This is a genomic window from Anaerovorax odorimutans (assembly GCF_024459955.1).
Lineage (GTDB): Bacteria > Bacillota > Clostridia > Peptostreptococcales > Anaerovoracaceae > Hominibacterium > Hominibacterium odorimutans_A.
Map to the genome: position 1 here is coordinate 283,564 of NZ_JANFXK010000001.1, position 26,091 is coordinate 309,654.

Sequence of the window (26,091 nt, forward strand, 5' to 3'; positions counted from 1 at the left end):
TTTGTCAAGTATTTTTTTACATTAATCCCTTTATATGGATATGCAAGACACAACTACGCCAGCCAAATTTCACGCAAAAAAAAGACCGTCACATCAAATAATTTTGATGCAACGGTCCCCGTTATATCTTTTCTATTTTCTTTTCTTAGATCAGGCCGCCGATGCTTACGAACAGTGGTGCGAATACTACTGCTACGATTGTCATCAGCTTGATGAGGATGTTGATGGACGGGCCGGATGTATCCTTGAACGGGTCACCAACTGTATCGCCTACTACTGTAGCCTTGTGAGTGTCGGAACCCTTTCCGCCGTAATGTCCTTCTTCAACGTACTTTTTAGCGTTATCCCATGCGCCGCCTGCGTTAGCCATCATGATAGCCAGCAGTACACCTGCCGCCAGCGCGCCTGCCAGCATTCCGCCCAGAGCTTCAACGCCCAGGATGATACCAACAGCCAGCGGTGCGATGATAGCCAGCAGTCCGGGAGCAACCATTTCTTTCAGAGCTGCTTTTGTGGAAATATCTACGCATCTTGCATAGTCAGGCTTGGAAGTACCTTCCATAATGCCCTTGTCTTCTCTGAACTGTCTTCTAACCTCTTCGATCATCTGGTTAGCCGCTTTACCTACGGAATTCATAGTCATAGCGGAGAACAGGAACGGCAGCATAGCGCCGATGAACAGACCGATGATTACCATTGGTTCCAGCAGGGAAATCACACTGATTTCCGCAACCTGTGAGAAGGATGCGAACAGAGCCAGAGCTGTCAGAGCCGCGGAACCGATGGCAAAACCTTTACCGATTGCTGCTGTAGTGTTACCAACAGAGTCAAGTTTGTCTGTGATTTCTCTTACGCCTGCAGGCAGTTCGGACATTTCTGCGATACCGCCGGCATTGTCGGATACCGGACCATAAGCGTCAACCGCTACAACCATACCGGTCGTAGACAGCATACCTACGGCAGCCAGAGCGATACCGTATAATCCCGCAAAACCGTTTGCTACGAAAATACCAACTGCGATGCAGATGATTGGCCATACTGTAGACAGCATTCCAACACCAAGACCGCTGATAATTGTTGTCGCAGAACCAGTCTGGGACTGCTCCGCGATCTTCTTAACAGATTTGTAATCTGCGGATGTATAAATTTCTGTAATCTTACCGATGGCAATACCAACGATCAGTCCGGCGATAATAGCGATCGCTGAGTTGAAGTTGCCCAGCATGTATTTGCTCAGAATCAGTGAAGCAATAATTACGATAACACCACTGATATAAGTTCCCATGTTGAGAGCCGTAGCCGGGTTTCCGCCTTCCTTACCTCTTACGAGCAGGATACCGATCACGGAAGCGATCAGACCGACAGCTGCCAGAATTAACGGGAACACGGAACCAACGACAGGATCCAGTTCAAAAGAAGATCCAAACATTGGAGTTACTTGCGGGATAATAACTGCAAGAGTAATTGCGGAAATAATGGAACCAACATAAGATTCAAACAGGTCGGAACCCATACCGGCAACGTCGCCTACGTTGTCGCCTACGTTATCTGCGATAACAGCAGGGTTTCTCGGGTCGTCTTCCGGAATACCGGCTTCGACTTTACCTACCAGGTCAGCGCCAACGTCCGCCGCTTTTGTGTAGATACCGCCGCCTACTCTTCCGAACAGGGCCATGGAAGAAGCTCCGAGACCGAATCCTGTAATTACGGATGCGGAATCAATGCCCATGAGAACGAAAATCACACCGAGTCCCAAAAGGCCAAGACCGGATACACACAGGCCCATTACCGCGCCTGAACGGAACGCCACCTTGAGAGCTTTGTTCATACCGCCTTCATTGGCAGCATTGGCAGTTCTTACGTTACCTTTAGTAGCAACGTTCATTCCAAAGAAACCTGCCAGAACAGACAGCAGAGCGCCAACTACATAGAGCCCAGCCGTTACCCAGTTCTGAAGGCCTAAGCCGATCAGCAGGAACAGTACAATGATAACGAAGATCATAACTTTGTACTCTCTCCTCAGGAACGCCATAGCACCCTCACGGATGTAACCCGAGATCTCCTTCATTCTATCATTACCCTCAGCTACTTTGCTGATCCATGATGACAGACCGAAGGCTACGATTAGTCCGATGACTGCCGCAATAGGAGCAATAATTGATAAGTTGTCCATAAAAATGATACCTCCCTCTCACTTTTACATAACTATAAGAGGAGCCCTTTGACACCTCTTATATAAAAGTGAAATATAATAATAAAATTAAACGAAACGAATTAATCGCTAACCCTAACCCTCAAGCATAACGAGAATAAGAGACAGCACGATGAACAGAATAGCAGCTACCGTAGAGATTCTATTGAGAATACCCTCGTATCCCTGACTTTTTTTCTTACCGAAAAGCTGTTCCGCCCCTCCTCCGATAGAGCCTGACAAACCGGCACTATTACTGGATTGCAGCAGAATGCTTATGATCAGAATAACACTTGCGATCGCCAGTACTACCATGAGAAATGTCTGCATTTTCTTACCTCCTTGTAAAGTAACTACATAAGTCTACCATAAGCTGTTTCAAAAATCAAGATTTTTCGCTTTACTGCAACTAAAACAAAAAAAGCCGCACATGCGTGTAAAATCACACATATGCGGCATGCCTGCCTTTTCTTATTTCAGGTTGTAGAAAGCATCAAATCCGGCATATTCTCCGGAAGTTCCCAGCAGCTCTTCGATGCGGAGCAGCTGATTGTATTTCGCGATACGGTCGGTTCTGGAAAGGGAACCGGTCTTGATCTGTCCGGCATTGAGACCCACAACGATATCAGCGATCGTCGTGTCTTCCGTTTCGCCGCTTCTGTGGGAAACCACTGCCGTATAACCGGCTTTCTTCGCCATCTCAATGGCGTCGAAGGTTTCTGTGAGAGTTCCGATCTGGTTAACCTTGATGAGAATGGAATTGGCAATGCCTTTCTCAATTCCGCTGGCCAGTCTTTCCGTATTGGTAACAAACAGGTCGTCGCCTACCAGCTGAATCTTCTTGCCCAGTTTCTCTGTCAGCAGTTTCCAGCCGTTCCAGTCGTCTTCCGCAAGTCCGTCTTCAATGGAAACGATCGGGTATTTATCCACCAGCATGTCATAATAATCAACCATTTCCGCAGCCGTTCTGCTCACGCCTTCCCCGGTCAGGTTGTAAATATCCTTGTCAGCATCGTAAAATTCGCTGGCCGCAACGTCCAGTGCGATGCGAACGTCATCACCGGGCTTATATCCGGCCTTTTCGATGGCCTCGATGATTACCTGAATCGCCTCTTCATTGGTGGAAAGGTTTGGCGCGAATCCGCCTTCATCGCCAACTGCCGTATTGAGCCCCTTGCCCTTTAATACGGCTTTCAGGCTGTGGAATACTTCCGCGCCCATTCTCAGCGCCTCTCTGAAGGTCGGCGCTCCTGCCGGCATAATCATAAATTCCTGAATGTCAACGGTGTTGTCCGCGTGGGAGCCGCCGTTTAAAATATTCATCATCGGAGTAGGAAGAACTTTTCCGTTTACGCCGCCCAGATACTGGAACAGCGGTAGTCCCAAAGATTCCGCCGCGGCTCTGGCCGCTGCCATGGAAACGCCGAGAATCGCATTGGCTCCCAGCTTACCTTTGTTGGGAGTTCCGTCCAGCTCGATGAGCAGTTTGTCCAGACCCACCTGGTCAAATACGTCGTACCCCACCACATGGTCCGCGATCACAGTATTCACATTCTCAACAGCCTGCAGCGTTCCTTTTCCCAGATAACGGCCCTTGTCTCCGTCCCGCAGCTCAACTGCCTCGTGAACGCCCGTGGACGCTCCGGACGGCACCATCGCTCTTCCCACACTGCCGTCGTCCAGCATGATCTCAACTTCGACTGTCGGGTTACCTCTTGAGTCCAGCACTTCCCGTGCGATTACATCTTCAATAAATGGCATGTTCTTCATCCTCCTTCTTAAAAATCAATAATTTCCATAAAATCTTTTGCATTCAGGCTCGCTCCGCCAACAAGAGCGCCGTCGATATTGTCCATGTTCATGATTTCCGTAGCATTGGCCGGCTTAACGCTGCCGCCATACTGGATCACTACCTCATCGGCAATGTCTTCGTTATAGAGGGCTTCAATCGCGTTTCTGATAAATTCGCACATATCCTCCGCCTGCTGAGGTGTGGCTGTTTTACCCGTTCCGATAGCCCATACCGGTTCATAAGCGATAACCAGTCTTGCCGCCTGCTCCGGAGTAATTCCCGCAAGCGCGCCCACCAGCTGATCCCTTACGATCAGATACTGTTCTTCTTTTTCTCTCTGTTCCAGGTTCTCTCCCACGCACAGGATTGGCGTGATGGGACCGGCAAAAAGTCTCTTTAATTTTCTGTTGATAAGCTGGTCGCTTTCTCCAAAATACTGTCTTCTTTCCGAATGTCCGATAATGCAGTAATCAACGCCTACATCTTCCAGCATCTTTACGGAAATCTCACCGGTAAATGCGCCTTCATCTTCATAAAAAGCATTCTGCGCGCCCACTTTGATCTCCGTGCCGGAGAACAGATTCTTCAAAAGCCCTAAATACACATAAGGCGCGCAGATCGCTGTTTTCACGTCCGTGTCCTTATACAGAGTCTTGAATTCTTCGGCAAACGTTACGGCATCCCGTCCCGTTTTAAACATTTTCCAGTTCCCTGCGATAAAAGGTGTTCTCATTATTTCTCCTCCAATACTGCAATTCCGGGTAATGCCTTACCCTCTAAAAATTCCAGCGACGCGCCGCCTCCGGTGGAAATATGAGTCATCTTATCCGCAAAGCCGAACTGTTCCACGGCAGCTGCCGAATCGCCACCACCTATTATAGTCGTTGCCTGGCTGTTTGCCAAGGCTTCTGCGATTTTTTTCGTGCCTTCCGCGAAATTGGGCATTTCAAATACACCGGCAGGTCCGTTCCATACTACGGTCTTTGCCTTTGCCAGCTCGTCGCTGATCAGCTGTACCGACTTCGGTCCAATATCCATTCCCATCATATCGGAAGGGATGTTTTCTCTGTCGCAGACCTTTTTCTCGCTGTTGTTGTCAAATTCTTTCGCGCATACCACATCCACCGGCAGCACCAGCTTCACACCGGCGGATTCGGCTTTCTTTATCAGTTCTCCCGCCAGTCCGATACTGTCTTCATCCAGAATGGAAGTACCAATCTCCAGCCCCATGGCCTTAAAGAATGTGTAGCTCATGCCGCCTCCGATAATCAGCGTGTCCACCTTTTTCAGCAGGTTTTCGATCACCGGGATCTTATCTCCCACCTTTGCGCCGCCCATGATAGCAACAAAGGGACGCTGCGGATTTTCCAGGGCATCGCCGAGGAATTTCACTTCTTTTTCGATGAGAAATCCGGAAACAGCCGGCAGATAGTCAGCGACTCCCGCCGTAGAGCAGTGGGCACGGTGAGCGGTTCCGAAAGCATCGTTTACGAAAATCTCTCCCAGCTGCGCCAGCTCTTTGGCAAATCCCGCTTCATTTTTAGTCTCTTCTTTGCGGAAACGAACGTTTTCCAGCAGCATAACCTGTCCCTCTTTCAGGGCTCCGGCAGCATCCACAATCTGCTGGTTTACCACTTCCGGAACGCTGATGAAGGAAACAGCCTGTCCCAGAAGCTCTTCCAGTCTTTCGGCTACCGGCTTTAATGTATATTCCATTTTCGCTTCACCCTTCGGCCTTCCCATGTGGGACATGAGAATCACTTTCGCGCCGTGATCGATCAGATATTTAATGGTTGGCAGAGCCGAAGTAATACGAATGTCGTCGGTGATTTTACCGTCCTGCATCGGCACGTTGAAGTCGCACCTCACCAGGGCTCTCTTTCCTCTTACTTCCACATCTCTTACTGTTTTTTTCATAATTCTACTCCCTTTCAAGTTGATTTCATTTTTCTTCAATTGAGTACACCATTGCGGCCTTACCGCGCAGCCTTTTTGAACAATATGCGTATTTTGTTCAACATCGGATTCATTTCGCCTTTATTGTTGATGCATTTCCAAGGTTTTCGGCCTCTACACCTGTTCAATTCTGCATATTGACCGAGATTCTATACCCTCATGCTCTGGTATCCTTGAAAAAAGTTCAACAAAACTTTGATTCTTTGCTGCATGTTGACAAAAATAGTAATTTTGGTAACTATGCCCCGCTTTTTGCGAAAAGTTACGCACTTTGCAACGATTCCGCGGCCTTCGAAACGGCCTGCAGCACAAAGTTTCACTTTTTACGGTTTCGAACACCCGCAAACCCACATCTTTGCGTAACTTCCCATCATTTTTACGAAAAAGTTACCGCAGCCCGCAAGGCTGCCTGGATTCAATCAAGCCGGCGCCGCAATATTGTATGGCGCATACGATTTGCCGCCTTACCGCGCGGCCTTTTTGAACAATATGCGTATTTTGTTCAACATCGAATTCATTTCGCCTGTATTGTTGATACATTTCCAAGGGTTTCGGCCTCTACACCTGTTCAATTCTGCATATTGACCGAGATTCTATACCCTCATGCTCTGGTATCCTTGAAAAAAGTTCAACAAAACTTTGATTCTTTGCTGCATGTTGATAAAAATAGTAATTTTGGTAACCATGGTCCGCTTTTTGCGAAAAGTTACGCACTTTGCAACGATTCTGCGGCCTTCGAAACGGCCTGCAGCACAAAGTTTCACTTTTTACGGTTTCGAACACCCGCAAACCCACATCTTTGCGTAACTTCCCATCATTTTTACGAAAAAGTTACCGCAGCCCGCAAGGCTGCCTGGATTCAATCGGGCCGGCGCCGCAATATTGTATGGCGCATACGATTTGCCGCCTTACCGCGCGGCCTTTTTCAACAATATGCGTATTTTGTTCAACATCGAATTCATTTTGCCTGTATTGTTGATACATTTCCAAGGGTTTCGGCCTCTACACCTGTTCAATTCTGCATATTGGCCAAGATTCTATACCCTCATGCTCTGGCATCCTTGAAAAAAGTTCAACAAAACTTTGATTCTTTGCTGCATGTTGACAAAAATAGTAATTTTGGTAACTATGCCCCGCTTTTTTCGAAAAGTTACGCACTTTGCAACGATTCCGCGGCCTTCGAAACGGCCTGCAGCACAAAGTTTCACTTTTTACGGTTTCGAGCACCCGCAAACCCACATCTTTGCGTAACTTCCCATCATTTTTACGAAAAAGTTACCGCAGCCCGCAAGGTTGAATATGCGTGAAACTTACTCCACGCAGCTCGTAAGCTATAACAAGCGAGCCATGTCGAGCTTGTTTCACGATTCTGTACCTTACGGCAACGCCGTTTCAATCATTCAGAATCGTATACGATATTCTCCAATTGAACCGGCTTCGCCGCAAGGTTGAATATGCGTGAAACTTACTCGACGCAGCTCGTAAGTTATAATACAACAGCCGATTCTTTCATCGGCTGTTGTATTGCAGAGAATATATTCTCTTTACCTCTATTTAGTATCTACACTGTTCATGTGTTTTATGAGCGAGAGGATTTTGCTGGAATATCCGTACTCGTTATCATAAAAGGCAATCAGTTTGAAGAATTTATCGTTGAGCTGGATGCCTTCTCTGGCATCGAAGATGGAAGTATGCGGATCTCCGATAAAGTCGCTGGATACCACTTCATCATCCACGTATTCGATTACACCCTTCATATCTTTTTCGGACGCTTCTTTGATCTTTGCGCAGATCGCTTCGTAGGAAGCGGATTTTTTGGTCATGATATTCAGATCGATAACGGAAACGTCGGCAGTGGGAACACGATAGGAGATACCGGTCATTTTTCCCACCAGAGATGGGATAACCAGGCCAACCGCCTTTGCCGCGCCCGTTGAGGATGGAATGATATTATTGAAAGCGGATCTTCCTGTTCTCCAGTCCTTCAGAGAACGTGCGTCTACAACCTTCTGTTTTGCCGTAGCCGCATGGATGGTGGACATGAGCCCCTGCTCGATTCCCCAGTTATCTTCAATAACTTTAGCCAGCGGCGCCAGACAGTTGGTAGTGCAGGATGCGTTGGATACGATCTTCATATCTTTTTTATAACCCTGATGGTTTACGCCCATTACAAAGGTAGGTGTTGTCTTATCCTTTGCCGGTGCTGTGATAACAACCTTCTTTGCTCCCTGATTGATATGTACCATTGCTTTTTCCGTAGTGTTATATGCTCCGGTACCTTCTACGATATACTCTGCCCCACATTCGCTCCAAGGGATATTAGCGGCGTCACTCTCGCTGTAAACAGGAACTTTCTTGCCATCGATCACGATTCCATTGTCGTATACAGCCAGGTCCTTTGGAAAACGGCCGAAGATAGTGTCATACTTGAGCATGTACACCATGTACTCCTTGTCCGCATTACGTACGTTGATTCCGCAGATATCGATATCTTTGTCATCCATAGCTGCGCGGATCACTACTCTTGCGATACGACCAAAACCACTAATACCGACTTTAATTGCCATTTTTAATCCTCCTCGATTAACTAAAAAATATATTCTAAATGTATTAATTAATACCGTCTTCGTTTGGATGAGGATAGAATGTTCATCTCATCTCTGTATTTTGCTACTGTCCTTCGGGAGATATCAATGCCCTTGTCTTTGAGCATCTTCACCATATCCTGGTCACTGTGCGGCGATTTCGGATCTTCGCTGTCCACAATTTCCTTAATAAAACTCTTGATGCTCTTGGAGGAAATCCCCTCTCCCTGGTCGCCCGCTACGCCTCCTGAGAAAAAGTATTTAATCTCGAAAACGCCCATTGGGCTCTGCAGGTATTTGCCGTTGATGGAACGGCTGACCGTAGATTCATGAATGCCCACTTCTTCTGCGATTTGCTTTAAAGTAAGGGTCCTCAGATATTTGCTGCCCTTGTCAAAGAATTCCTTCTGATATTTGACAACGGCTTTTACCACATTGTAAATTGTCTGTTTTCTCTGGTCGATGCTCTTGATGAGCCAGACAGCCGAATTGAGCCGGTCCGTGAGATATTTGGAAAGGTTGGAATCCTTTTCCGCTTCTCCCAGCAGCTTTTCATAGTAAGAGCTGACCATCAGATGCGGGGTGCTGCTGTCATTGACCGTTACCACATAGTCGTCATCCACCCGCTCCACCAGAACATCCGGCACAATATACCTGGTGTCCGTCTGGGTAGCGAATTGACGGCCCGGCTTCGGTTCCAGCGATTTGATCACATCCGCCATCTCCTGAATTTCTTTTACCGGAATTCCCATAGATTTGGAAATAGCGCCCAGTCTGTTGGCCGCCAGATCTTCCAGATGCTCGTTGATAACGGTTTCATATTCATCTGTCAGCATGCCCTGGTGCTCCATCTGGATCAGCAGACATTCCCGCAGATCCCTGGCCCCCACTCCCGCAGGGTCGAAGGTGTGTATGATATCGAGGACCTCCTCAATCTTATCCTCCGGCACACCGGTCACTTTGGATATCTCTTCCACTGTCAGCGTCATATATCCGTTCTCGTCCAGCGATTCGATGATATATCTTCCCACGTTGCGGCATCCTTTTTTATGAGAAGCGAACTGCAGCTGAAACATCAGATGCTCCGGCAGTGTCACATCATATGTCGTATACTGCTCATAAGAGTTTTCCTTTTCCTCAGGATCTTTGTACTCCCATTGGCGATAGCTAATGTCGTCGTACTGCCGGTCTTTGAGATATTCCTTCCAGTCGATCTCGCTGTCGTGATCGTTCTTTTCAGACGCGGAGGTTTCCTCTCTGCCTTCGCTTTCCTGCTCGCGATGTTCCTGTGAGTCTCCCGGCGCAGATGCTCCCTGTTCCAGTACCGGGTTAGTCAGCAGCTGCTCCTGCACATAGGAATCCAATTCCTGGGTGTTGAACTGCAGGATTTGAATCGCCTGGATCAGTTCCGGTGTCATCACCAGTTTTTGCGTTTGTTCAATTGTCAGATCATACCCAAGTCTCATGCTCATTAAAACACCTCTGTAAAATCACGAAATTCCCTTTATTGTTTACAACACTTACGCAATAATTATACCATAGTCAGTTTTTTTTTCTAGAGCTTTTAGCTTAAATTCGGAAAACCCATCTGCCTCAGCGCTTCAAAGAGAATGATATTGGCTGAGTTGGACAGGTTGAAAGACCGGAGCCTGGTATCTTCGCTCATGGGGATCCGTACCGCGTTTTCTTTGTGCTTTTCAATGAAATCCCGCGGCAGTCCTGCCGTCTCTTTTCCAAAGAGAAGCATATCTCCATCCCGGTAGGTCACCTCCGTATAAAGGCGTTCGCCTTTGGTGGTGGCCAGATACATATTTCTTCCTTTATATGTGTCCAAAAACTCATCAAGGCTCTCATGAACCTCCAGCTTTACAAAGGGCCAGTAATCCAGCCCCGCCCGTTTGAGACTTTTGTCATCGATGGAAAAGCCCAGCGGTTTTACAAGGTGCAGCACGCTGCCCGTAGCCGCGCAGGATCTGGCGATATTGCCCGTATTGGGCGGAATTTCCGGTTCGACCAAAACTATATGGATTGCCATGTTCTTTCCTCCTGATCAAGACTTTTATGCAAGACTCCTTTCATTGTGGCGGCTTGGCGAAAAAAAGTCAATGGCTTTGTAACCAATCGCAAAAATTTCTAATTTTCTAAAGACAAATCTTCTTTTTTGTTATATAATTTTTTAGTCAATGCATTTTGAGATCGTAGGAGGTATTCTGAATGAAAACAGTAAAGGTTGGTTTGCTGGGTCTTGGCAACATCGGGACCGGCACGTATAAAACCTTAGAAATGAACAAAGCGCAGATCGAAGCTGCCGCTGAATGCAAAATTGAGATAACAAAGATCCTTGAGCGGGACGTGGACCGGGAGCGCGACATAACCGTTGTGCCGCAGCAGTTCACACAGGACCCGGATTCGATCTTCAAGGATCCTGAAATAGATATTGTCATCGAGCTTCTGGGCGGTATCGAACCGGCATCCACATTCATGCTCTCTGCCATGGAAAACGGCAAGCATGTGGTTACGGCCAACAAAGCTGCCGTTGCCGCCAACTTTGACCGGCTGATGAAAACCGCGAAAGAGAACCATGTGGAATTTCGCTTTGAAGCCAGTGTAGGCGGTGGAATTCCAATTCTTAACGCCATCACTACCGTGCTCCGCTCCAACCAGTTCGAGGAAATCCTCGGTATCCTCAACGGAACTACCAACTACATCCTGACCCAGATGACCGAATACGGGCTTCCCTATGCAGACGTGCTGAAAAAAGCCCAGGAAAAGGGATTTGCCGAAGCCGATCCGACCGCTGACGTGGAAGGAATCGATGTCGCCAATAAACTGTCTATTCTGATGGCGCTGGCTTTTGACACCTATGTGGCTCCTGAAGACATTCCGACCACAGGCATCACGAGCATTACCAGATCCGATATCACGGATGCCGCTGTCAACGGCTGTAAGATCAAGCTGATCGCTTCTGCGAAGAAAACAGAAAACGGGCTGGAATACAGTGTGAAACCGACACGCATTCCCAATTCCCATCCTCTGGCGACCATCAACAATGAGTTTAACGCAGTCTTTGTACGCGGCAACGCAGTGGACGAGCTGATGTTCTACGGTAAAGGGGCCGGCCCTCTTCCAACCGGCAGCGCGGTCATGGGCGATGTGCTGGAAATAGCAAAATTATGTGGGAGGAAATAGATAAATGACTTTGTACGAACAATGGCGCGACCTGATCGAAAATCAGACGGATGCCACATTCAGAGATTTCTGGGAGGAGTACAGCGAGGCTGAGACAAGGATCTACAGCGATCTGTTGGACAACCCCGGCCAGAAAGTATCCGCTCCGCTGAAAGATCTGGCGGACAAGTATCAGACCCGTCCTGTAATCTTCATGGGATTTCTGGACGGAATTAATACCAGTCTTCGCAAAGAGAACGATTTTGAAAACTTCAGCGAGGATTCTCAGGTGGAGCTGGACATTGACCTGGAAAAGCTTTACTACAATATGCTGGTGGCCGATGCCGATTACCTGTACGGCCTGCCCCAGTGGGACGAGCTTCTGACCGAAGAAAAAAGGCAGGAGATCACCAAGGCTTACAAGAAGTCAAAGACTGTTGTAAAGGGAGAAAAAATCGGGCGCAATGATCCATGCCCGTGCGGAAGCGGCAAGAAATACAAGAAATGCTGCGGAAGATAAACAATTAAAAATGGGAGCTGCCGCGTCAATGGTTCAGCCTTTGGCGCAGCAAGCTCCTTTTTTCATGTGTTTTATAAAATCCGCAGTCCCTCACGGAAGTCCAAATACTGCCTTGGCTTTTCAGCGGCAGCATTCTCTTGCGGATCAAATTTCAAAGATCACCGGATTTCCCATATGTCTGAGGAATTTCAGGAAATCTTTTTTTGTCAGCGACAGAGTAGCCGTGTTATCGTTGGGGTGAAAGTTCACCAGGGTTCCCTCCTCCGCGTCGCAGACCGCCTTTCCCAGCACTACAATCACCTGATGCTCCCGATCATTGAGCAGCCCGAAAGGGCCTACGGATCCCGGCGTCAGTCCCAGACATCGCATCAGCTCTTCATCACCTGCAAAAGCGGCTTTGTTTCCCCATCCGGTCAATTTCCCAAGGGCTTTGAAGTCCAGCCGGCAGTGGTCTTCCAATATGACCAGCCAGCGCTCCGGTCCTTTTTTGTGCTTTATAAAAAGGTTCTTCAAATTTAGTCCCGGCAGCGCATATCCCTTTTCGTCAGCCTCGGCAACGGTAAAAAACGCCTCGTGCTCGTGGACCTGATACGAAATCTTCAATTCATCCAGCGCCTGATATACTTGCCCGCGGGCATTTTTTCCGTCTTTCTTCATTTTGCGTTTACGCCCTTCTTTTTACATATGTAACCGATTACACAGTTTTCGCAGTCCGGCTTTCTGGCATGGCAGCAATAGCGGCCGTGAAAAATCAAACTATGGTGCGCCCGGGACCATCTGTCCTCCGGCAAAGTCTTCATCAGCGCCAGCTCCGTCTTCAAAACATCCTTTTCACTGACCAGCCCAATGCGGTTGGAAACCCTGAAAACATGGGTATCCACGGCGATCCGCTGATGCCCGAAACCAACTGACAGCACCACATTGGCGGTTTTTCTTCCCACACCGGGAAGCTCAATCAGTTTGTCGTAAGCCTCGGGGACCTGCCCGTCGTATTTCTCGACCAGCATCTTGGCCAAAGCCAGAATATTTTTCGATTTCGTCTTATACATCCCGATCCGCTTAATCGTTTCTTCAAGATTTTCCTGATCCGCCCGGGCTAAAGCATGGGCGTCCGGGTATGTTTCAAAAAGTTTTTTTGTGACTACATTAACGCTTTTATCCGTTGTTTGTGCCGACAAAACAACTGCCACTAAAAGCTGAAAAACGCTGCCGTGCTCCAGTGCGCAATCAGCGTCCGGATATTGCAATTCCAATTTATCCAGGATTTCATTGACCTGGGATTTCGTAAAGCTCATTTCATACCTCCTTGAGTACGAATATGATTATACATGCATCCCAAATTGTTTTCAACCGCAAGCAATATTTTGAGTTTTCTAAAAAATTAAAAAAAACTAGTTACATTTCTGACAATTTATAGTATAATTGGTTATGAAATAATTTATGCTTTATAAATTTTAATATGGAGGTGTTTAAATGTCAACGCACACACAAGTAGTTCGCAACGGACTATACGAATTGACGGATACTGCCAAGGCAGAACTATTGTCTTCGAAGTATTACAATGAAGACTTGGCTCCCACTTCAGTATCCCAAAGAACCTGGACTACATACAACATTTCGATGCTGTGGGTAGGTATGTCGATCTGTATCCCATCCTTATCTCTGGCATCCGGACTTATCGGCATGGGCGTATCCCCATGGCTTTCCATCATCAATGTAGCCTTAGGCAACATCATCGTTCTGATCCCGATTCAGTTGAACTCGCAGGTCGGAACCAAATACGGTATCCCGTTCCCGCTGTTCGCCAGATTGACCTTCGGCGGAAGAGGCGCACAGATACCGGCACTCTTGAGGGCGATCACCGCCTGCGGCTGGACTTCGGTGCAGGCCTGGGTAGGCGGCGGCGCTGTAGCGGCTATCATCGGCTGTTTTATTCCAAAATTCGCACATGACGATTGGACCATGAGTCTTCCTTCCTGGGGCGGTATGGAAACAGTCGTAGCCGGACAGTTTATCGGTTACATCATCTTTATCCTCTTCATTGGATGGGTTGCTTACAAAGGTATGGACCAGATCAAATGGGTCCAGAATGTCGGCGGACCACTGCTCATCGCTGTTATGATCGCACTGCTGATCTGGGCGGCTATGTACGCAAGCAATGCGGGATATTCCTTCTCAGACGTACTCAATTCACCGAATAATGACGCTCTGATTGAAAGCGGAGGCGGCTTTGCTCTCGTTTATCTGGGAGGTCTGATGGGCAACATCGCGTTCTGGGCTACAATGGCACTGAATATTCCGGACTTTTCCAGATACGCCAGATCCCAGAAAGATCAGTTCAGAGGCCAGCTGTACGGCATGCCTGTTCCAATGGCATTCTGCGCATTTGTAGGCGCTTTCTTCGCAAGAGCGACCGAGCTGGTAGACGGTCAGGCAATGTTCGACCCGACCGCCGTATTCTATCGGATCGACAACAAGATCATCGTATTTATCGCAGCTCTGGCTGTAGTTGCAGCTACGGTTACTACCTGCGTAGCAGCCAACGTAGTAGCACCGGCCAACGGATTCTCCAACATGAACCCGAAGAGAATCAGCTACAAGAAGGGCGTTGTTGGTACTATTTTCATCGCGTTCTTCATCTTACAGGCTTGGTGGATCTATGGTTCCGGCGGCGCGTACTTCACTTGGATGAACGCTTACGGCACTATCCTCTCACCGATCGCGGCTATCTTCATCGCAGACTACTTCGTATGCAAGAAGAAGAAGGTAGAAGTTGCGGCACTGTTCAAGGGAGAAGAAGGAAGATACTGGTACAACGGAGGATTCAATCAGGCTGCAATCATCGCCTGGATCGTAGCATTCATTATTCCGCTGATCACTTACTTCCAGCCTGCCGGCGCAAGCAACGGTTTCTGGACGCTTATTACTTGGATCAATTCCATTAACTACATCTGGTCCTTCATTATTGGTTTCATCGTTTATGTATTGCTGATGAAGACCAGCATGGCTAAGGATTCCTACATCTCTGACGAAGAGTTTAAGGCGATTGAAAAAGTAGAATCATAAAGAAGTTCCGTTTTCACAAAGACTTAAATAGCAACATCGTAGAAGCCTTTGAAACCAAAGGCTTCTACTCTTATCCAAAGGGCAGCGCTGGCCCGACCATTTTATGGCAACAGCGTACATTGTCGATATTTCCGAAATATTGAAATCAATGTTTTCTACATAATAGAAGGAGGTTGTATTATGGATTTATTAATCAAGGGCGGCACCGTCGTAACAGCACAGTCGAGCTTTAAAGCGGACGTGGCCGTAAAAAATGGTAAAATCACTGCCATCGGTGCAAATCTGAAACCGGAAAAGGGAGCTGAGGTAGTAGATGCCAAAGGCAAACTGGTACTTCCGGGCGCAATTGACGGACATACTCATCTGGCTATGCCGTTCGGCGGAACGATTTCCACAGATGACTATTATGCGGGCACAAGATCCGCTGCCTGCGGCGGAACAACCACCGTATTCGATTTCGTTCTGCAGGGACAGGGTGAACCGATGCTGGATGCCATCAATAGAAGAAATGATCTGGCTGCTCCAACTGCGGCAGTGGATTACTCGTTCCATATCGGCGTTGGCGATGTCACCACTGATGAAATGCTGGATTCCATGGAGGATGCCGTTAAGTTTGGCGTAACCTCCTTTAAAGTATTCATGGTATATGATTTCGGCGTAGATGACGGACAGTTCTACAAGACTCTGGTAAAAGCAAAAGATATCGGTGCTCTTGTGGGCGTTCACGCTGAAAACAGAGAAGTAAACAATGTGCTGATCGCTCAGTATCTCTCCGAAGGCAAAACAGATGCCTGGTGGCATTATATGTCCAAGAATGAAGCAGTTGAAGGCGAAGCCGACGTAAGAGCCATCAATTTGGCGAAAATGGCCGGCACTTCTCTGTACATTGTTCATCTGGCAAATAAGCAGGGTATGGATGCTGTTACGGAAGCAAGAGACCAGGGTTATCCGATCTTCGCAGAGACTTGCCCGCAGTACCTGTACTTTACCAGCAAGGTTTATAAGGATGGAATTCCGGAACAGAATCTGAGAGCCCGCGACTTTGTATGTTCCCCTCCAATGAAGGGCAAGGAGTCCCAGGACGCTCTGTGGGAAGGAATTAAGAGAGGCGACATTTCAACCATCGCAACAGACCACTGCCCGTTCACGAAAGCTGAAAAGGACTGGGGAATCACGCAGAAAGACGGTACCCCAGGAAACTTCACTACGATCCCGAATGGGTGCGCAGGCATTGAAAACATGTATCCTTACGTTCTCTCGGAAGCCAACAAGGGCAGAATCTCCTTTAACAAGGCGGTTGAGCTGTGCGCAACGAACCCGTCAAAGCTGTTCGGGCTGGATCACGCAAAGGGCGCTCTGCAGGTTGGACTGGACGCGGATATCGTAATTTACGATCCTAAGAAGAACTTCACCATCACCAACGACGCTATGCATGGCGACACCGATCATACGATCTGGGAAGGCGTTCCTGTAAAGGGATATCCGGTAGCTACTTACAGCAGAGGAAATCTGGTTTACAAAGACGGCGAGTTCCTCGGCAAGAAGGGTGACGGTAAATTCGTAAAATGCAATAAGATTAAGCATAAGACTCCGACACTTTAGTACATCATAAGCGCCATATCGAGTTGTTTTTGAGAAGAGAGGGACTGCAGCATCATGATGCTGCAGTCCCCTTTTATTTGAATGCCGCAGGAGCATTGCAAAATAGGTAAATTGCGATTTTTAGCAACACGCAGCAAAAAATCGAGTTCTTGTTGAACTTTTTTCAAGGGTGCAGAGCCTGCAAGAACAGATTCTCGGTCAATATGCAGCTTTTGGACCGGTCGGAGATCGCAAGCTTTGGAAATACTTCAACAAGAAAGTAGAAATGGGTTCGCTGTTGAACAACTATGTAGATTGCTTAAAAAAGGCTTCATCTCCAAGGGTTACGGCTGCCTCCCTCTGCCCAAAATAAAGAAAGTTTTTCGCCACGGCGAAAAACTCCCACTGTTTTTTCCAACTTCAGGCCAGCACAATGCTGCCTTTTCTTTCCTTTTTGGCCTGATACATGGCCTTGTCCGCCCGAGCGATAAGATCTTCCAAGTCCAGGCTGCTGTCATAAGGCGTCGCGCCGATACTGACAGAAAGCAGGGCTCCCCCTTTTGTTTCTCCAATCGTGTACTGGCTCAGCTGGTATTGCAGCTCTTCCAGCCGTTTCTCCGCGTCCGCCCATTTATCATCGTAGATCAGCGCGCAAAATTCATCGCCGCCATACCGAAAGCACAGCATCCCGCACACCGGCTCCCGGCACTGCTCGCCTATGAATCTCAACACCGCATCCCCTTCCAAATGCCCGTAAGTATCGTTGATCTCCTTAAAACCGTCAATGTCCCACATGGACAGGAAAGTTGGGAGCGCTCCGATTTCCCCTGCTTTTGCTTTTTCCTGAAAATCACTTAAGGCTCTGAGATTATACAGTTTTGTCAGGGAATCCCTCTGGGCCGTCTCTTTCATTTGACTCCATGCTTCAATGCTTTGAAGCATCATTTCCCGCTTTTCATTTTCCAGGCGTATAATCGTCAGCGAGAGTACATAGATCCCGCAGAGAACAATTACTGCCAGCAGCAGGTCCGCCAGCTCATCCGCAAGAAAGACAACGGAGGGGTCAATGCAATAGATTGCGCTGAGACACCTTCCGATCAGGGCTGCGAAAAAAGTAATCGTTGTAAGGAACTTATCCCCATAAAATACGGTGATGATAATCATAAAAGCAAACAGCAAAAATACGGACGGAAACGTTGCATGAATAATGGCTATAACAAAAGCCGCTGCTACCGCCAGCAGCGACACTGTATACGCCTTCATCTTAAAGGTCGTTTTATCCGACTTGTAAACGATCCAGGCCGCAAGAACGCCGATCAGATTAAGGCCTGTCGGCAGGGCTACGTATTTAACAAAATATCTGGCCGGCTCTGATTCCATTGTACCCTGTGCGGACAGAACAAAGTAAAAGGCAATCTCAGCCGCAAATGTGGCCACAGCCATTCCAAAAAGCGTCTGCATGTGAATCGACAACGCTTTTTCCAGCGTTTTTTCATACCTATTGGTCATTTTCATTGTTTTCCTTTTCCGATAAATGAAAAGATACCACTTCCTGCTTTCGGAACCGTTTTCGGTAGATGCGGATGAGCAGCGTATAAATCAAATCATACAGCAGCAGAAACAGTACCCCTGCCGCGATCAACACCCCTGCAGGCAGATCCGGCAGCTCCACATTGCCCAGCGCCACGCCCCTGAATCCCAAAAACGCCGCCGACAGGAGTCCTGCGAAAAACAGGACTTTCAATAGCACCTGAACGACAGGGTTTCTTATCTTTTCAATATAATACTTTAGTATTCCGTAAATACCGAAGAGACAGGCATAGGGCAGAATTGCCACCTTATTGGGCACTACTAAAAGCCCCAGCAGTACGGCCGCGACATATAAAAGAACTCCGCCCTTGACCCCTGTCTCAATAATCATTACCGCAATAAACAGGGAACTGAGAGCGTACAGCGTCAGCTCCACTCCCGGAACAAAAGACGCCCCGAACATGAATACAACGGACAGTGCCAGACAAATTCCGCCCAGCGCAAGTTTAAAGGTTTTTTTGTTTGCCACCTAATCCCCCCTTGAATTTAGAAGCAGTCACAGCACATATCCGCGCAACAATAACACTGCAGAGCCTTGCAGAAAGCGTCCTCCGTCGAATTATAGCCTCTTCCGTAGGCCGTATTCTGATAGCTCCGGCCGACATTCATCATCTGACCCAGAGCCTGGCTGTATTCCGGATTAGAGGGGTCCATATTGACCGCCTGCTGCACCTTACTGACTGCGTCATCGTACCAGCCTTTTCTGTAGGACAGCATTCCCGACAAAAACATCCATTCCGCATTGCGGTTCTGGGTTCTGTTGAGGATCTCTTCCGCCGCTTGCAGATTCCCCATATCGATATTTCTTCTCACCTGATTGAACTCCGGCGTAGTCCGGGCCTGACCATATCCGTTTCCACGGCTGGACCCCGGCCCGTATCCCGTATTTGCGGAAGTACCCCCGTAGCCCTTCATGAGCATATCGTAGGCCTCGTTTACTTCCTGGAGCTTTTCTTCCGCCAGATCGGCCAGCGGATTATTCTGATATCTGTCGGGATGATATTTTTTCACCAGCTCTTTGTAAGCCGCTTTGATTTCTTCCTCGGAAGCCCCCTGTCTGACTCCCAGTACTTCATATGGATCCATTACTCCTCCTTTTGGGTCATATTCTGTGTTCTTCGCAATAACCCCTTGTAAATTATATTTTCTATTATACCTTCATTTTTCCTAATAGCAAGCAGATCCGCAGCCTTTCCCATTTCCCCCAGATAATGATAGAGGTTAAATTCGCAGGTTTCCATGATCCGCTCTCTGAAATCCGGCTCGCCCGGCTCATAGCCAAAGCGGTAGATCAGCGGATTATATGCTCCGCTCTCAATATTATCTTCAATATCGTCTACAGCGTCCATCAGATAAATCCATTTACCTAAATGGTAACCGATTCTGCGTAGCGCTTCCTGCTCTTTAAAGCTTTCCGGGAGCGGCCCTTCTTCAAAGATGGCCTCCATGATTCTGGCAAATGCCTCTGCTGCCTGATCCAGATTGCCGCATTTTTCCTCTTCCAGCCGGCCGAGCTCTTTCAGGCACTCTTCCACCTTGAGGCAAAGCTGTGGTCTGGCCTTTTCCAGCTTTCTATAGATGCCCTTCATTGTCCCCACTGCGGCCCTGGCATAAAGCTTTCCTTCGTCATGGGCATCATCCAGCAATTTGTGCCAGGCCAGAATCAGCATCACATCACCTGCGTAGTCGATCACTTCATTTTGCACGATGGTTTTCTTTTTCAGCGGATGGATGATGCAGTGCTCCTTTGAGGGGATATCCTCTTCTCTGCTGAGGCTTCCGATAAGCAGCGCTAAGAACGCGGCGTCGTAGCTCAGCACCATCCTTGGGAGTTGACCGTAGCGCCTTGCGATTGACTTGCAGATACCGCAGTAATATCCGTTATATACTTCGAATTCCCGCATTTTCAGTTCCGGCTTATCCGCTGTCACATATCCTAGCATTTGTATCTGCCCCTTTCTGAGACTTAGAGTACCATAACGCCTTCCGAAATTCAAACAGAATGTAGAAAATATCATAAAATCTTCATTAATTTTAAACCCAATTTTGCCTGAAAATACAGGGTTTTGCCCCCTGCGCCACTTTACTGCCGCACATCGCTCTTGACCTGCCATGCGCATACTGGTATACTTGTATACAATGATGTCGAATAAAGAACATCACGATTCCGCACCCCTTCCGGGGACGGTTCAAAAAGTCAATAAAGCTACATTATATAAGAAACAAGGAGGTCCATATACAATGGGAAAAACACTGGCATATAAGATCCTGGAAAACCATCTGGTGAGCGGCAATCTGACGCCGGGTGAGGAAATCACGATCAAAATTGACCAAACACTGACGCAGGATTCCACGGGAACGATGGTATACCTGCAGCTGGAAGCCATGGATGTAGACAAGGTACAGACAGAGCTTTCTGTGGCTTACATAGACCACAACACACTGCAGACGGGCTTTGAAAACGCAGATGACCATGCTTTTATCAAGAGCGTGGCTCAAAGACACGGAGTTCTCTTCTCCAAGCCGGGCAACGGCATCTGTCATCAGCTGCACCTGGAAAACTACGGTAAGCCGGGCAAAACGCTGCTGGGCTCCGACAGCCACACTCCGACAGGCGGCGGCCTGGGCATGATCGCCATCGGCGCCGGCGGACTGGACGTTGCGGTAGCCATGGCAAAAGGTACATACAGCCTGATAGCTCCGAAAGTAATCAAGGTAGAGCTGAAAGGACAGCTGCAGCCCTGGACTTCGGCAAAGGATGTCATCCTCTACGTACTCCAGCAGCTGAGCGTAAAAGGCGGTGTGGGCAAAATCGTGGAATACACGGGCGAAGGCGTGAAATCCCTCTCCGTAACCGACAGAGCCACCATCACCAACATGGGCGCGGAGCTGGGCGCGACCACTTCTGTATTTCCCAGTGATGAAAATACACAGGCATATCTCAAATCCCAGGGCAGGGAAGCGGATTACACTCCACTCTGCGCGGACGCGGATGCCGTTTACGACCAGGAATTGATCGTAGACCTGAACAGTCTCGCACCGCTGGCTGCACAGCCCCACAGCCCTGACAATGTAGATTCCGTAGCCAATATCGGTGAAATCAAAGTTGATCAGGTTGCCATCGGCAGCTGCACCAACTCATCTTATACAGATTTGATGAAGGTTGCCGCGATCCTCAAGGGGAAAAAGGTACACCCTGACGTAAGTCTTGTTATCTCCCCGGGGTCCAGCAAGATCCTGACAAAGATGGCTGAAAACGGAGCACTGGCCGATATCATCGCCAGCGGAGCACGTATTATCGAAAACGCCTGCGGCCCCTGCATCGGCATGGGACAGTCTCCCAAATCCGGCGCGGTTTCTCTGAGAACCTTCAACCGTAACTTCAAAGGCAGATCGGGAACGCTGGACGCTGATGTTTACCTGGTAAGCCCTGAAACTGCCGCGATTTCCGCTGTCACCGGCGTGCTGACCGACGGCAGCAAAACAGTACAGGCACTGCCGCAGATCGAAGATACGGACTTTACCTTCAACGATAACTTTATTGTTTATCCGGAAGGTACCAATACGGAAAACACACCGGTAGCCATGGGACCGAACATCAAACCGTTCCCGAGAAACACTGCCCTGCCGGAAACCGTAGAAGTAACCGTGACGCTTCATGCAGGCGACAATATCACCACAGACGACATCATGCCGTCCGATTCCAGACTGCTGCCTTATCGTTCCAACATTCCGCACCTGGCAAACTACTGCTTTGAAAAAGTAGACAACGAATTTGCCGGAAGATGTAAGGAAGCCGGTTCCTGCGCCATCGTAGGAGGCGACAACTATGGCCAGGGATCCAGCCGGGAGCACGCCGCATTGGCCCCACTGTACCTGGGCGTTAAATTCGTAATTGCGAAATCCTTTGCGCGTATTCACCGCTCCAATCTGATTAACAGCGGTATCATGCCTCTGGTATTTGAAGATCCGGCTGATTACGATGATTTTTCCATCGGCGACAAGCTGGTGATTGAAAACGCACCGCAGCAGGTTAAAGGTGGCACTGTAGAAGTAAAAAACGCAGGCACCGGCAAGGTTTACAAGACAAAGACAAACTTCTCCGATCTGGAAATCGCACTGATTTTAAAAGGCGGAAAGATCAATTACATGAAAGGTTAAAAAGGTGAGATACTATGGAATATGTGAAAGCATTTGAAACGATCGTAAAAGAGCAGTTGGAGAGAGTTGAGCGGATGAAAACCGCTCCTCAGTCCACGGATTACAAGAGCCTGGACAAGATCATCGTCGGTATTATCGACGGAGACGGCATCGGCCCTATCATTACCCAGTCCTGCAAGAAGATCATGGAAGAGCTGATGGCTGACGAAATTGCCGCCGGAAAGCTGGAGCTGAGAGACATCGAGGGACTGACCATTGAAAACAGAGTTGAGAAACTGGAGACGGTTCCTGCCGATGTCCTGGCAGCCGTAAAGGAATGCCACGTGCTGCTGAAAGGGCCTACCATGACTCCAGGCAAAGGCGATAACATGCCCAATCTGGAAAGCGCCAATGTTAAGCTGAGAAAAGAGCTGGACCTCTTTGCCAATGTAAGACCGGTTTCCATTCCGGAAAAGAATATCGACTGGACGTTCTTCAGGGAAAACACTGAGGGAGAATACGCGCTGGGAAGCCAGGGCGTGGACATCAATGACGATATCTCCATGGACTTTAAGGTTACTACCACCATCGGAACCACTCGTCTGGCCAGAGCCGCTTTTGAATTTGCCAAAGCAAACGGCAACAAGCGGGTTACCATCGTAACCAAAGCCAACATCATGAAAAAGACAGACGGAAAATTCCTCAGCCTCTGCTACGAAGTTGCGAAAGATTATCCGGAAATTGAGGTTGACGATTACTACGTTGATATCACAGCGGCCAACCTGATTAAGGAACCGACCAACAGCAAGTTCAACGTGTTCATTCTGCCCAACCTGTACGGCGATATCATTACTGACGAAGCTGCGCAGATCCAGGGCGGCGTAGGCACGGCCGGCAGCATCAACCAGGGCGGGCGCTACGCTATGTTCGAAGCCATCCACGGTTCTGCTCCAAGAATGATCTCCGAAGGAAGAGGCCAGTACGCCAACCCTTCCAGCATCGTAAGAGCCGGAGCCATGCTGCTGAGACACATCGGCTATCAGGATCAGGCGGCAGCGCTGGACAAGGCTCTGGATGAAGCGCTGGAAGCTCTCAACATGACATCCAACAATACAGGAAATTCCACTGACGATTTCACAAAGTTCGTAATCGAACACCTGAAATAATAAAGCAATTTCCTATACGATAAAAGGAGACAGTTATGGTACTCTACAAGCATTCTGATGATCCGAAATCAAATGCGCCAATTTCCAGCAATCTGTTTTCACAGCTGCAAAGAGATATTCTGACCGGGAAGCTTGCTCCCGGTCAGAAACTTACTGAGCAGGCGATCTGCAAGGAATACAAGGTGAGCCGTACTCCTGTGCGCGAAGCTCTGCGTCAGTTGGAGACCGAGGGGCTGGTGGAAAATATCCTCAACCGGGGCTCTTTTGTTATCGGTCTGTCACAGCAGGATTTTGAGGACATGTTCGAGCTTCGAAAGGCATACGAGATCCAGGCCGTCAAATGGGCCATCGAACGGATCACAGACGACGAAATGGAGGCGCTGGAAGAGACTTTCGAATTCATGGAGTTCTACACGCTGCGAAACGATGTTGATAAAATGCTCACTATAAATGCCGGGTTTCACCAGATCATTTACGAAGCATCGCATAACCGCATGCTGAGGCAGCTCCTTTCTTCCTACCAGATCTATTTCAAGTATCGGTCCCAGGAAGACATCTATGCCGATGACTATCTGACGACTGTGTTGGAAGAACATCGCATGATCTTCAAAGCCTTTACGGAAAAAGACGCCGAGGCCGGAGCGGAAGCGATGGAGCGGCATATTGACAATTCCAAAAAAAGAAGATGTAAATAAACAGAAAACTGTGATAAAATAAGTTAATCCGGTATTGCTTGTGTATAAAAGAAGAAGGGGGAATTTTTTATGACAATCTTTGGAGTCACCCTGAGCGCAGCGATTATCTGGCTGATTATAGCAGCTGTCTGCGGTCTGATTGAAGCGGCTACCATGGGACTTACTACCATCTGGTTTACCGGCGGCGCGATTATCGCATCCGTTGTAGCCATGGCCAGATTTTCCGTGTTGGTACAGGTTATTGTTTTCCTCGTTGTCTCCGTACTGCTCATCTATTTCACCAGGCCTCTGGCCAAGAAAAAACTAAAGGTGGGAAATGAAAAAACCAACGTGGATGCCTTAGCCGGCAAAGAGGCAATCGTAACACAAACGATTCAGCCGTTTGGCGCCGGTCAGGCAAAAGTGGACGGACTTACATGGACGGCTGTGGCAAAGGAAGCCCATGCTACGATCGAAAGCGGAACAACGGTCGTGATCGACCGCGTAGAAGGCGTGAAGCTGATCGTCTCTCCTTCTGAAGAACAGAGTTTAAAATAAAAGGAGGATCTTATGAATACTGTTATGTCCATCATTGCTCCGATCATCCTGATCGTACTGGTCATTTGGCTGATCGTGACGAATATTCGCATTGTGCCGCAGGCGCATGCTTACGTTCTGGAACGTCTGGGTGCCTATCACAGTACCTGGCAGGTAGGCCTTCACTTTAAAATTCCGCTCATCGACAAAGTAGCGCGAAAAGTTTCCTTAAAGGAACATGTTATCGACTTCCCGCCGCAGCCGGTGATTACGAAAGATAATGTAACCATTGAGATTGACACGGTCGTATATTTTCAGATTACTGACCCCAAGCTGTACGCCTATGGTGTGGAAAACCCAATGGCCGCCATTGAAAATCTCTCAGCCACCACCCTCCGTAACATTATCGGAGAGCTGGAGCTGGACGGAACCTTGACCAGCCGAGAACACATCAATGGCAAGATCCGTATCGTTCTGGATGAAGCTACGGACGCATGGGGAATCAAAATCAACCGTGTGGAAGTAAAGAATATCAATCCTCCCCGCGATATCCAAATGGCCATGGAAAAGCAGATGCGTGCTGAGCGTGAACGGCGTGAATCCATCCTGCGTGCGGAAGGCGAAAAGAAATCCGCCATCCTCATCGCCGAGGGTAACAAGGAAGCAGTCATTCTGGAAGCAGAAGCGGCCAAGCAGTCCGCTATCCGAGAGGCTGAAGGTAAGGCGGAAGCGATCCGTATGGTGCAGCAAGCAACAGCCGACGGTCTGCGTATGCTCTCCGAGTCAGAGCCGACACAGGAAGTTCTGACCATCCAGAGTCTGGACGCCTTTAAGGCCGCTGCCGACGGAAAAGCAACTAAGATCATCATTCCATCAGAGATTCAGGGAATTGCCGGTTTGGCCAGCTCCCTGGCGGAATTGGTTCAATCTCCGGTTGCCGCTCCGGCGCCGGTCAAAAGACCGCCTGCAAAGCCAGCGGTAAAAACGGAAGAAAAACAATAGCATATCGTTAATCAGAGGCCGTCGTGATAAGGAGCAAAACTCTTAGCGCGGCGGCCTTTTTCATGCTCTTAAAAGGCTGTTTTTTCCATGAAAAAAGCAAACCGCTTCACATCTGCGTATTTG

The 26,091-nt window shown here is 48.4% G+C and carries 24 protein-coding genes; 10 read left to right on the plus strand and 14 right to left on the minus strand.

All coding sequences use genetic code 11. The features are described 5' to 3' along the window. Window positions 1–145: 145 nt before the first annotated feature. The 5 genes from NE619_RS01240 to NE619_RS01260 all read right to left on the minus strand — a co-directional run bounded on the left by NE619_RS01240 (window position 146) and on the right by NE619_RS01260 (window position 5,900). A complete protein-coding gene (locus NE619_RS01240) occupies window positions 146–2,173 on the minus strand; it encodes a sodium-translocating pyrophosphatase (protein ID WP_256130537.1) in 2,028 nt (675 codons plus the stop codon). Window positions 2,174–2,287: 114 nt separating this feature from the next. Further along, window positions 2,288–2,521 carry a preprotein translocase subunit SecG gene (gene secG, locus NE619_RS01245; RefSeq protein ID WP_256130538.1) on the minus strand — a complete coding sequence of 78 codons (234 nt, stop codon included), beginning with the start codon at window positions 2,519–2,521 and terminating at the stop codon, window positions 2,288–2,290. A gap of 141 nt (window positions 2,522–2,662) precedes the next feature. Further along, window positions 2,663–3,952 carry a phosphopyruvate hydratase gene (gene eno / locus NE619_RS01250; RefSeq protein ID WP_256130539.1) on the minus strand — a complete coding sequence of 430 codons (1,290 nt, stop codon included), beginning with the start codon at window positions 3,950–3,952 and terminating at the stop codon, window positions 2,663–2,665. A gap of 17 nt (window positions 3,953–3,969) precedes the next feature. Beyond that, on the minus strand, window positions 3,970–4,716 hold the full coding sequence (gene tpiA / locus NE619_RS01255) for a triose-phosphate isomerase (protein ID WP_256130540.1): 747 nt from the start codon (window positions 4,714–4,716) through the stop codon (window positions 3,970–3,972). Continuing rightward, window positions 4,716–5,900: a phosphoglycerate kinase gene (locus NE619_RS01260; RefSeq protein ID WP_305146541.1), complete on the minus strand. Its 1,185-nt coding sequence runs from the start codon at window positions 5,898–5,900 to the stop codon at window positions 4,716–4,718. Before NE619_RS01260 ends, tpiA begins: the two co-directional genes overlap by 1 nt. 212 nt (window positions 5,901–6,112) lie before the next feature. On the opposite strand from NE619_RS01260, the gene NE619_RS01265 reads away from it, so the two are divergent. Then, window positions 6,113–7,246, plus strand: coding sequence for a hypothetical protein (locus tag NE619_RS01265; RefSeq protein WP_256130541.1), 1,134 nt, complete (start codon window positions 6,113–6,115; stop codon window positions 7,244–7,246). A gap of 243 nt (window positions 7,247–7,489) precedes the next feature. On the opposite strand, the gene gap is transcribed toward NE619_RS01265, so the two are convergent. From gap to trmL, 3 genes are all read right to left on the minus strand, one after another. Next, entirely contained in the window at window positions 7,490–8,506 is a 1,017-nt protein-coding gene (gap, locus tag NE619_RS01270) for a type I glyceraldehyde-3-phosphate dehydrogenase (protein ID WP_256130542.1), read from the minus strand. A gap of 47 nt (window positions 8,507–8,553) precedes the next feature. Then, window positions 8,554–9,996, minus strand: coding sequence for an RNA polymerase factor sigma-54 (rpoN, locus tag NE619_RS01275; protein WP_256130543.1), 1,443 nt, complete (start codon window positions 9,994–9,996; stop codon window positions 8,554–8,556). Between the two features lie 92 nt (window positions 9,997–10,088). After that, entirely contained in the window at window positions 10,089–10,559 is a 471-nt protein-coding gene (trmL, locus tag NE619_RS01280) for a tRNA (uridine(34)/cytosine(34)/5-carboxymethylaminomethyluridine(34)-2'-O)-methyltransferase TrmL (protein WP_256130544.1), read from the minus strand. Window positions 10,560–10,738: 179 nt separating this feature from the next. On the opposite strand from trmL, the gene NE619_RS01285 reads away from it, so the two are divergent. Together NE619_RS01285 and NE619_RS01290 are read left to right on the plus strand one after the other, a co-directional pair. Further along, complete coding sequence (locus NE619_RS01285) at window positions 10,739–11,713, plus strand: homoserine dehydrogenase (protein WP_256130545.1); 975 nt, start codon at window positions 10,739–10,741, stop codon at window positions 11,711–11,713. A gap of 4 nt (window positions 11,714–11,717) precedes the next feature. Further along, window positions 11,718–12,212, plus strand: a complete 495-nt coding sequence (locus NE619_RS01290) for an SEC-C metal-binding domain-containing protein (protein ID WP_256130546.1) — start codon at window positions 11,718–11,720, stop codon at window positions 12,210–12,212. Between the two features lie 144 nt (window positions 12,213–12,356). Here the strand turns inward: NE619_RS01290 and NE619_RS01295 are convergent, their stop codons facing one another. Both NE619_RS01295 and nth read right to left on the minus strand, forming a co-directional pair. Next, window positions 12,357–12,869 (minus strand): prolyl-tRNA synthetase associated domain-containing protein, encoded by a 513-nt coding sequence (locus tag NE619_RS01295; protein ID WP_256130547.1) that lies wholly within the window; start codon window positions 12,867–12,869, stop codon window positions 12,357–12,359. After that, on the minus strand, window positions 12,866–13,507 hold the full coding sequence (gene nth, locus NE619_RS01300) for an endonuclease III (RefSeq protein ID WP_256130548.1): 642 nt from the start codon (window positions 13,505–13,507) through the stop codon (window positions 12,866–12,868). Before nth ends, NE619_RS01295 begins: the two co-directional genes overlap by 4 nt. 178 nt (window positions 13,508–13,685) lie before the next feature. Here nth and NE619_RS01305 point away from each other — a divergent pair, with 178 nt between their 5' ends. Both NE619_RS01305 and hydA read left to right on the plus strand, forming a co-directional pair. Beyond that, complete coding sequence (locus tag NE619_RS01305) at window positions 13,686–15,278, plus strand: NCS1 family nucleobase:cation symporter-1 (RefSeq protein WP_256130549.1); 1,593 nt, start codon at window positions 13,686–13,688, stop codon at window positions 15,276–15,278. A gap of 180 nt (window positions 15,279–15,458) precedes the next feature. Then, window positions 15,459–16,880, plus strand: a complete 1,422-nt coding sequence (hydA, locus tag NE619_RS01310) for a dihydropyrimidinase (protein ID WP_256130550.1) — start codon at window positions 15,459–15,461, stop codon at window positions 16,878–16,880. Between the two features lie 399 nt (window positions 16,881–17,279). On the opposite strand, the gene NE619_RS01315 is transcribed toward hydA, so the two are convergent. Genes NE619_RS01315 through NE619_RS01330 form a run of 4 tightly spaced genes read right to left on the minus strand, consistent with a single transcriptional unit; the run spans window position 17,280 to window position 20,392 of the window. After that, window positions 17,280–18,368 carry a GGDEF domain-containing protein gene (locus NE619_RS01315; RefSeq protein ID WP_256130551.1) on the minus strand — a complete coding sequence of 363 codons (1,089 nt, stop codon included), beginning with the start codon at window positions 18,366–18,368 and terminating at the stop codon, window positions 17,280–17,282. Further along, window positions 18,358–18,918 carry a hypothetical protein gene (locus tag NE619_RS01320; RefSeq protein ID WP_256130552.1) on the minus strand — a complete coding sequence of 187 codons (561 nt, stop codon included), beginning with the start codon at window positions 18,916–18,918 and terminating at the stop codon, window positions 18,358–18,360. Before NE619_RS01320 ends, NE619_RS01315 begins: the two co-directional genes overlap by 11 nt. Window positions 18,919–18,935: 17 nt before the next feature. Further along, window positions 18,936–19,535, minus strand: a complete 600-nt coding sequence (locus NE619_RS19270) for a DnaJ domain-containing protein (RefSeq protein ID WP_256130553.1) — start codon at window positions 19,533–19,535, stop codon at window positions 18,936–18,938. After that, window positions 19,535–20,392 carry a DUF5685 family protein gene (locus NE619_RS01330; protein ID WP_256130554.1) on the minus strand — a complete coding sequence of 286 codons (858 nt, stop codon included), beginning with the start codon at window positions 20,390–20,392 and terminating at the stop codon, window positions 19,535–19,537. Before NE619_RS01330 ends, NE619_RS19270 begins: the two co-directional genes overlap by 1 nt. 298 nt (window positions 20,393–20,690) lie before the next feature. Here NE619_RS01330 and NE619_RS01335 point away from each other — a divergent pair, with 298 nt between their 5' ends. The 5 genes from NE619_RS01335 (at window position 20,691) to NE619_RS01355 (ending at window position 25,968) form a co-directional block, all read left to right on the plus strand. Next, a complete protein-coding gene (locus NE619_RS01335) occupies window positions 20,691–22,610 on the plus strand; it encodes an aconitate hydratase (protein WP_256130555.1) in 1,920 nt (639 codons plus the stop codon). 14 nt (window positions 22,611–22,624) lie between these two features. Further along, the gene (locus NE619_RS01340) at window positions 22,625–23,755 is read left to right on the plus strand and encodes an isocitrate/isopropylmalate family dehydrogenase (RefSeq protein ID WP_256130556.1); all 1,131 of its coding nucleotides are present in this window, start codon (window positions 22,625–22,627) and stop codon (window positions 23,753–23,755) included. A gap of 35 nt (window positions 23,756–23,790) precedes the next feature. Next, window positions 23,791–24,450 carry a GntR family transcriptional regulator gene (locus NE619_RS01345; RefSeq protein ID WP_256130557.1) on the plus strand — a complete coding sequence of 220 codons (660 nt, stop codon included), beginning with the start codon at window positions 23,791–23,793 and terminating at the stop codon, window positions 24,448–24,450. 69 nt (window positions 24,451–24,519) lie between these two features. Continuing rightward, a complete protein-coding gene (locus NE619_RS01350; RefSeq protein WP_256130558.1) occupies window positions 24,520–24,987 on the plus strand; it encodes an NfeD family protein in 468 nt (155 codons plus the stop codon). Between the two features lie 12 nt (window positions 24,988–24,999). Then, on the plus strand, window positions 25,000–25,968 hold the full coding sequence (locus NE619_RS01355) for an SPFH domain-containing protein (RefSeq protein ID WP_256130559.1): 969 nt from the start codon (window positions 25,000–25,002) through the stop codon (window positions 25,966–25,968). Window positions 25,969–26,091: the final 123 nt, after the last annotated feature.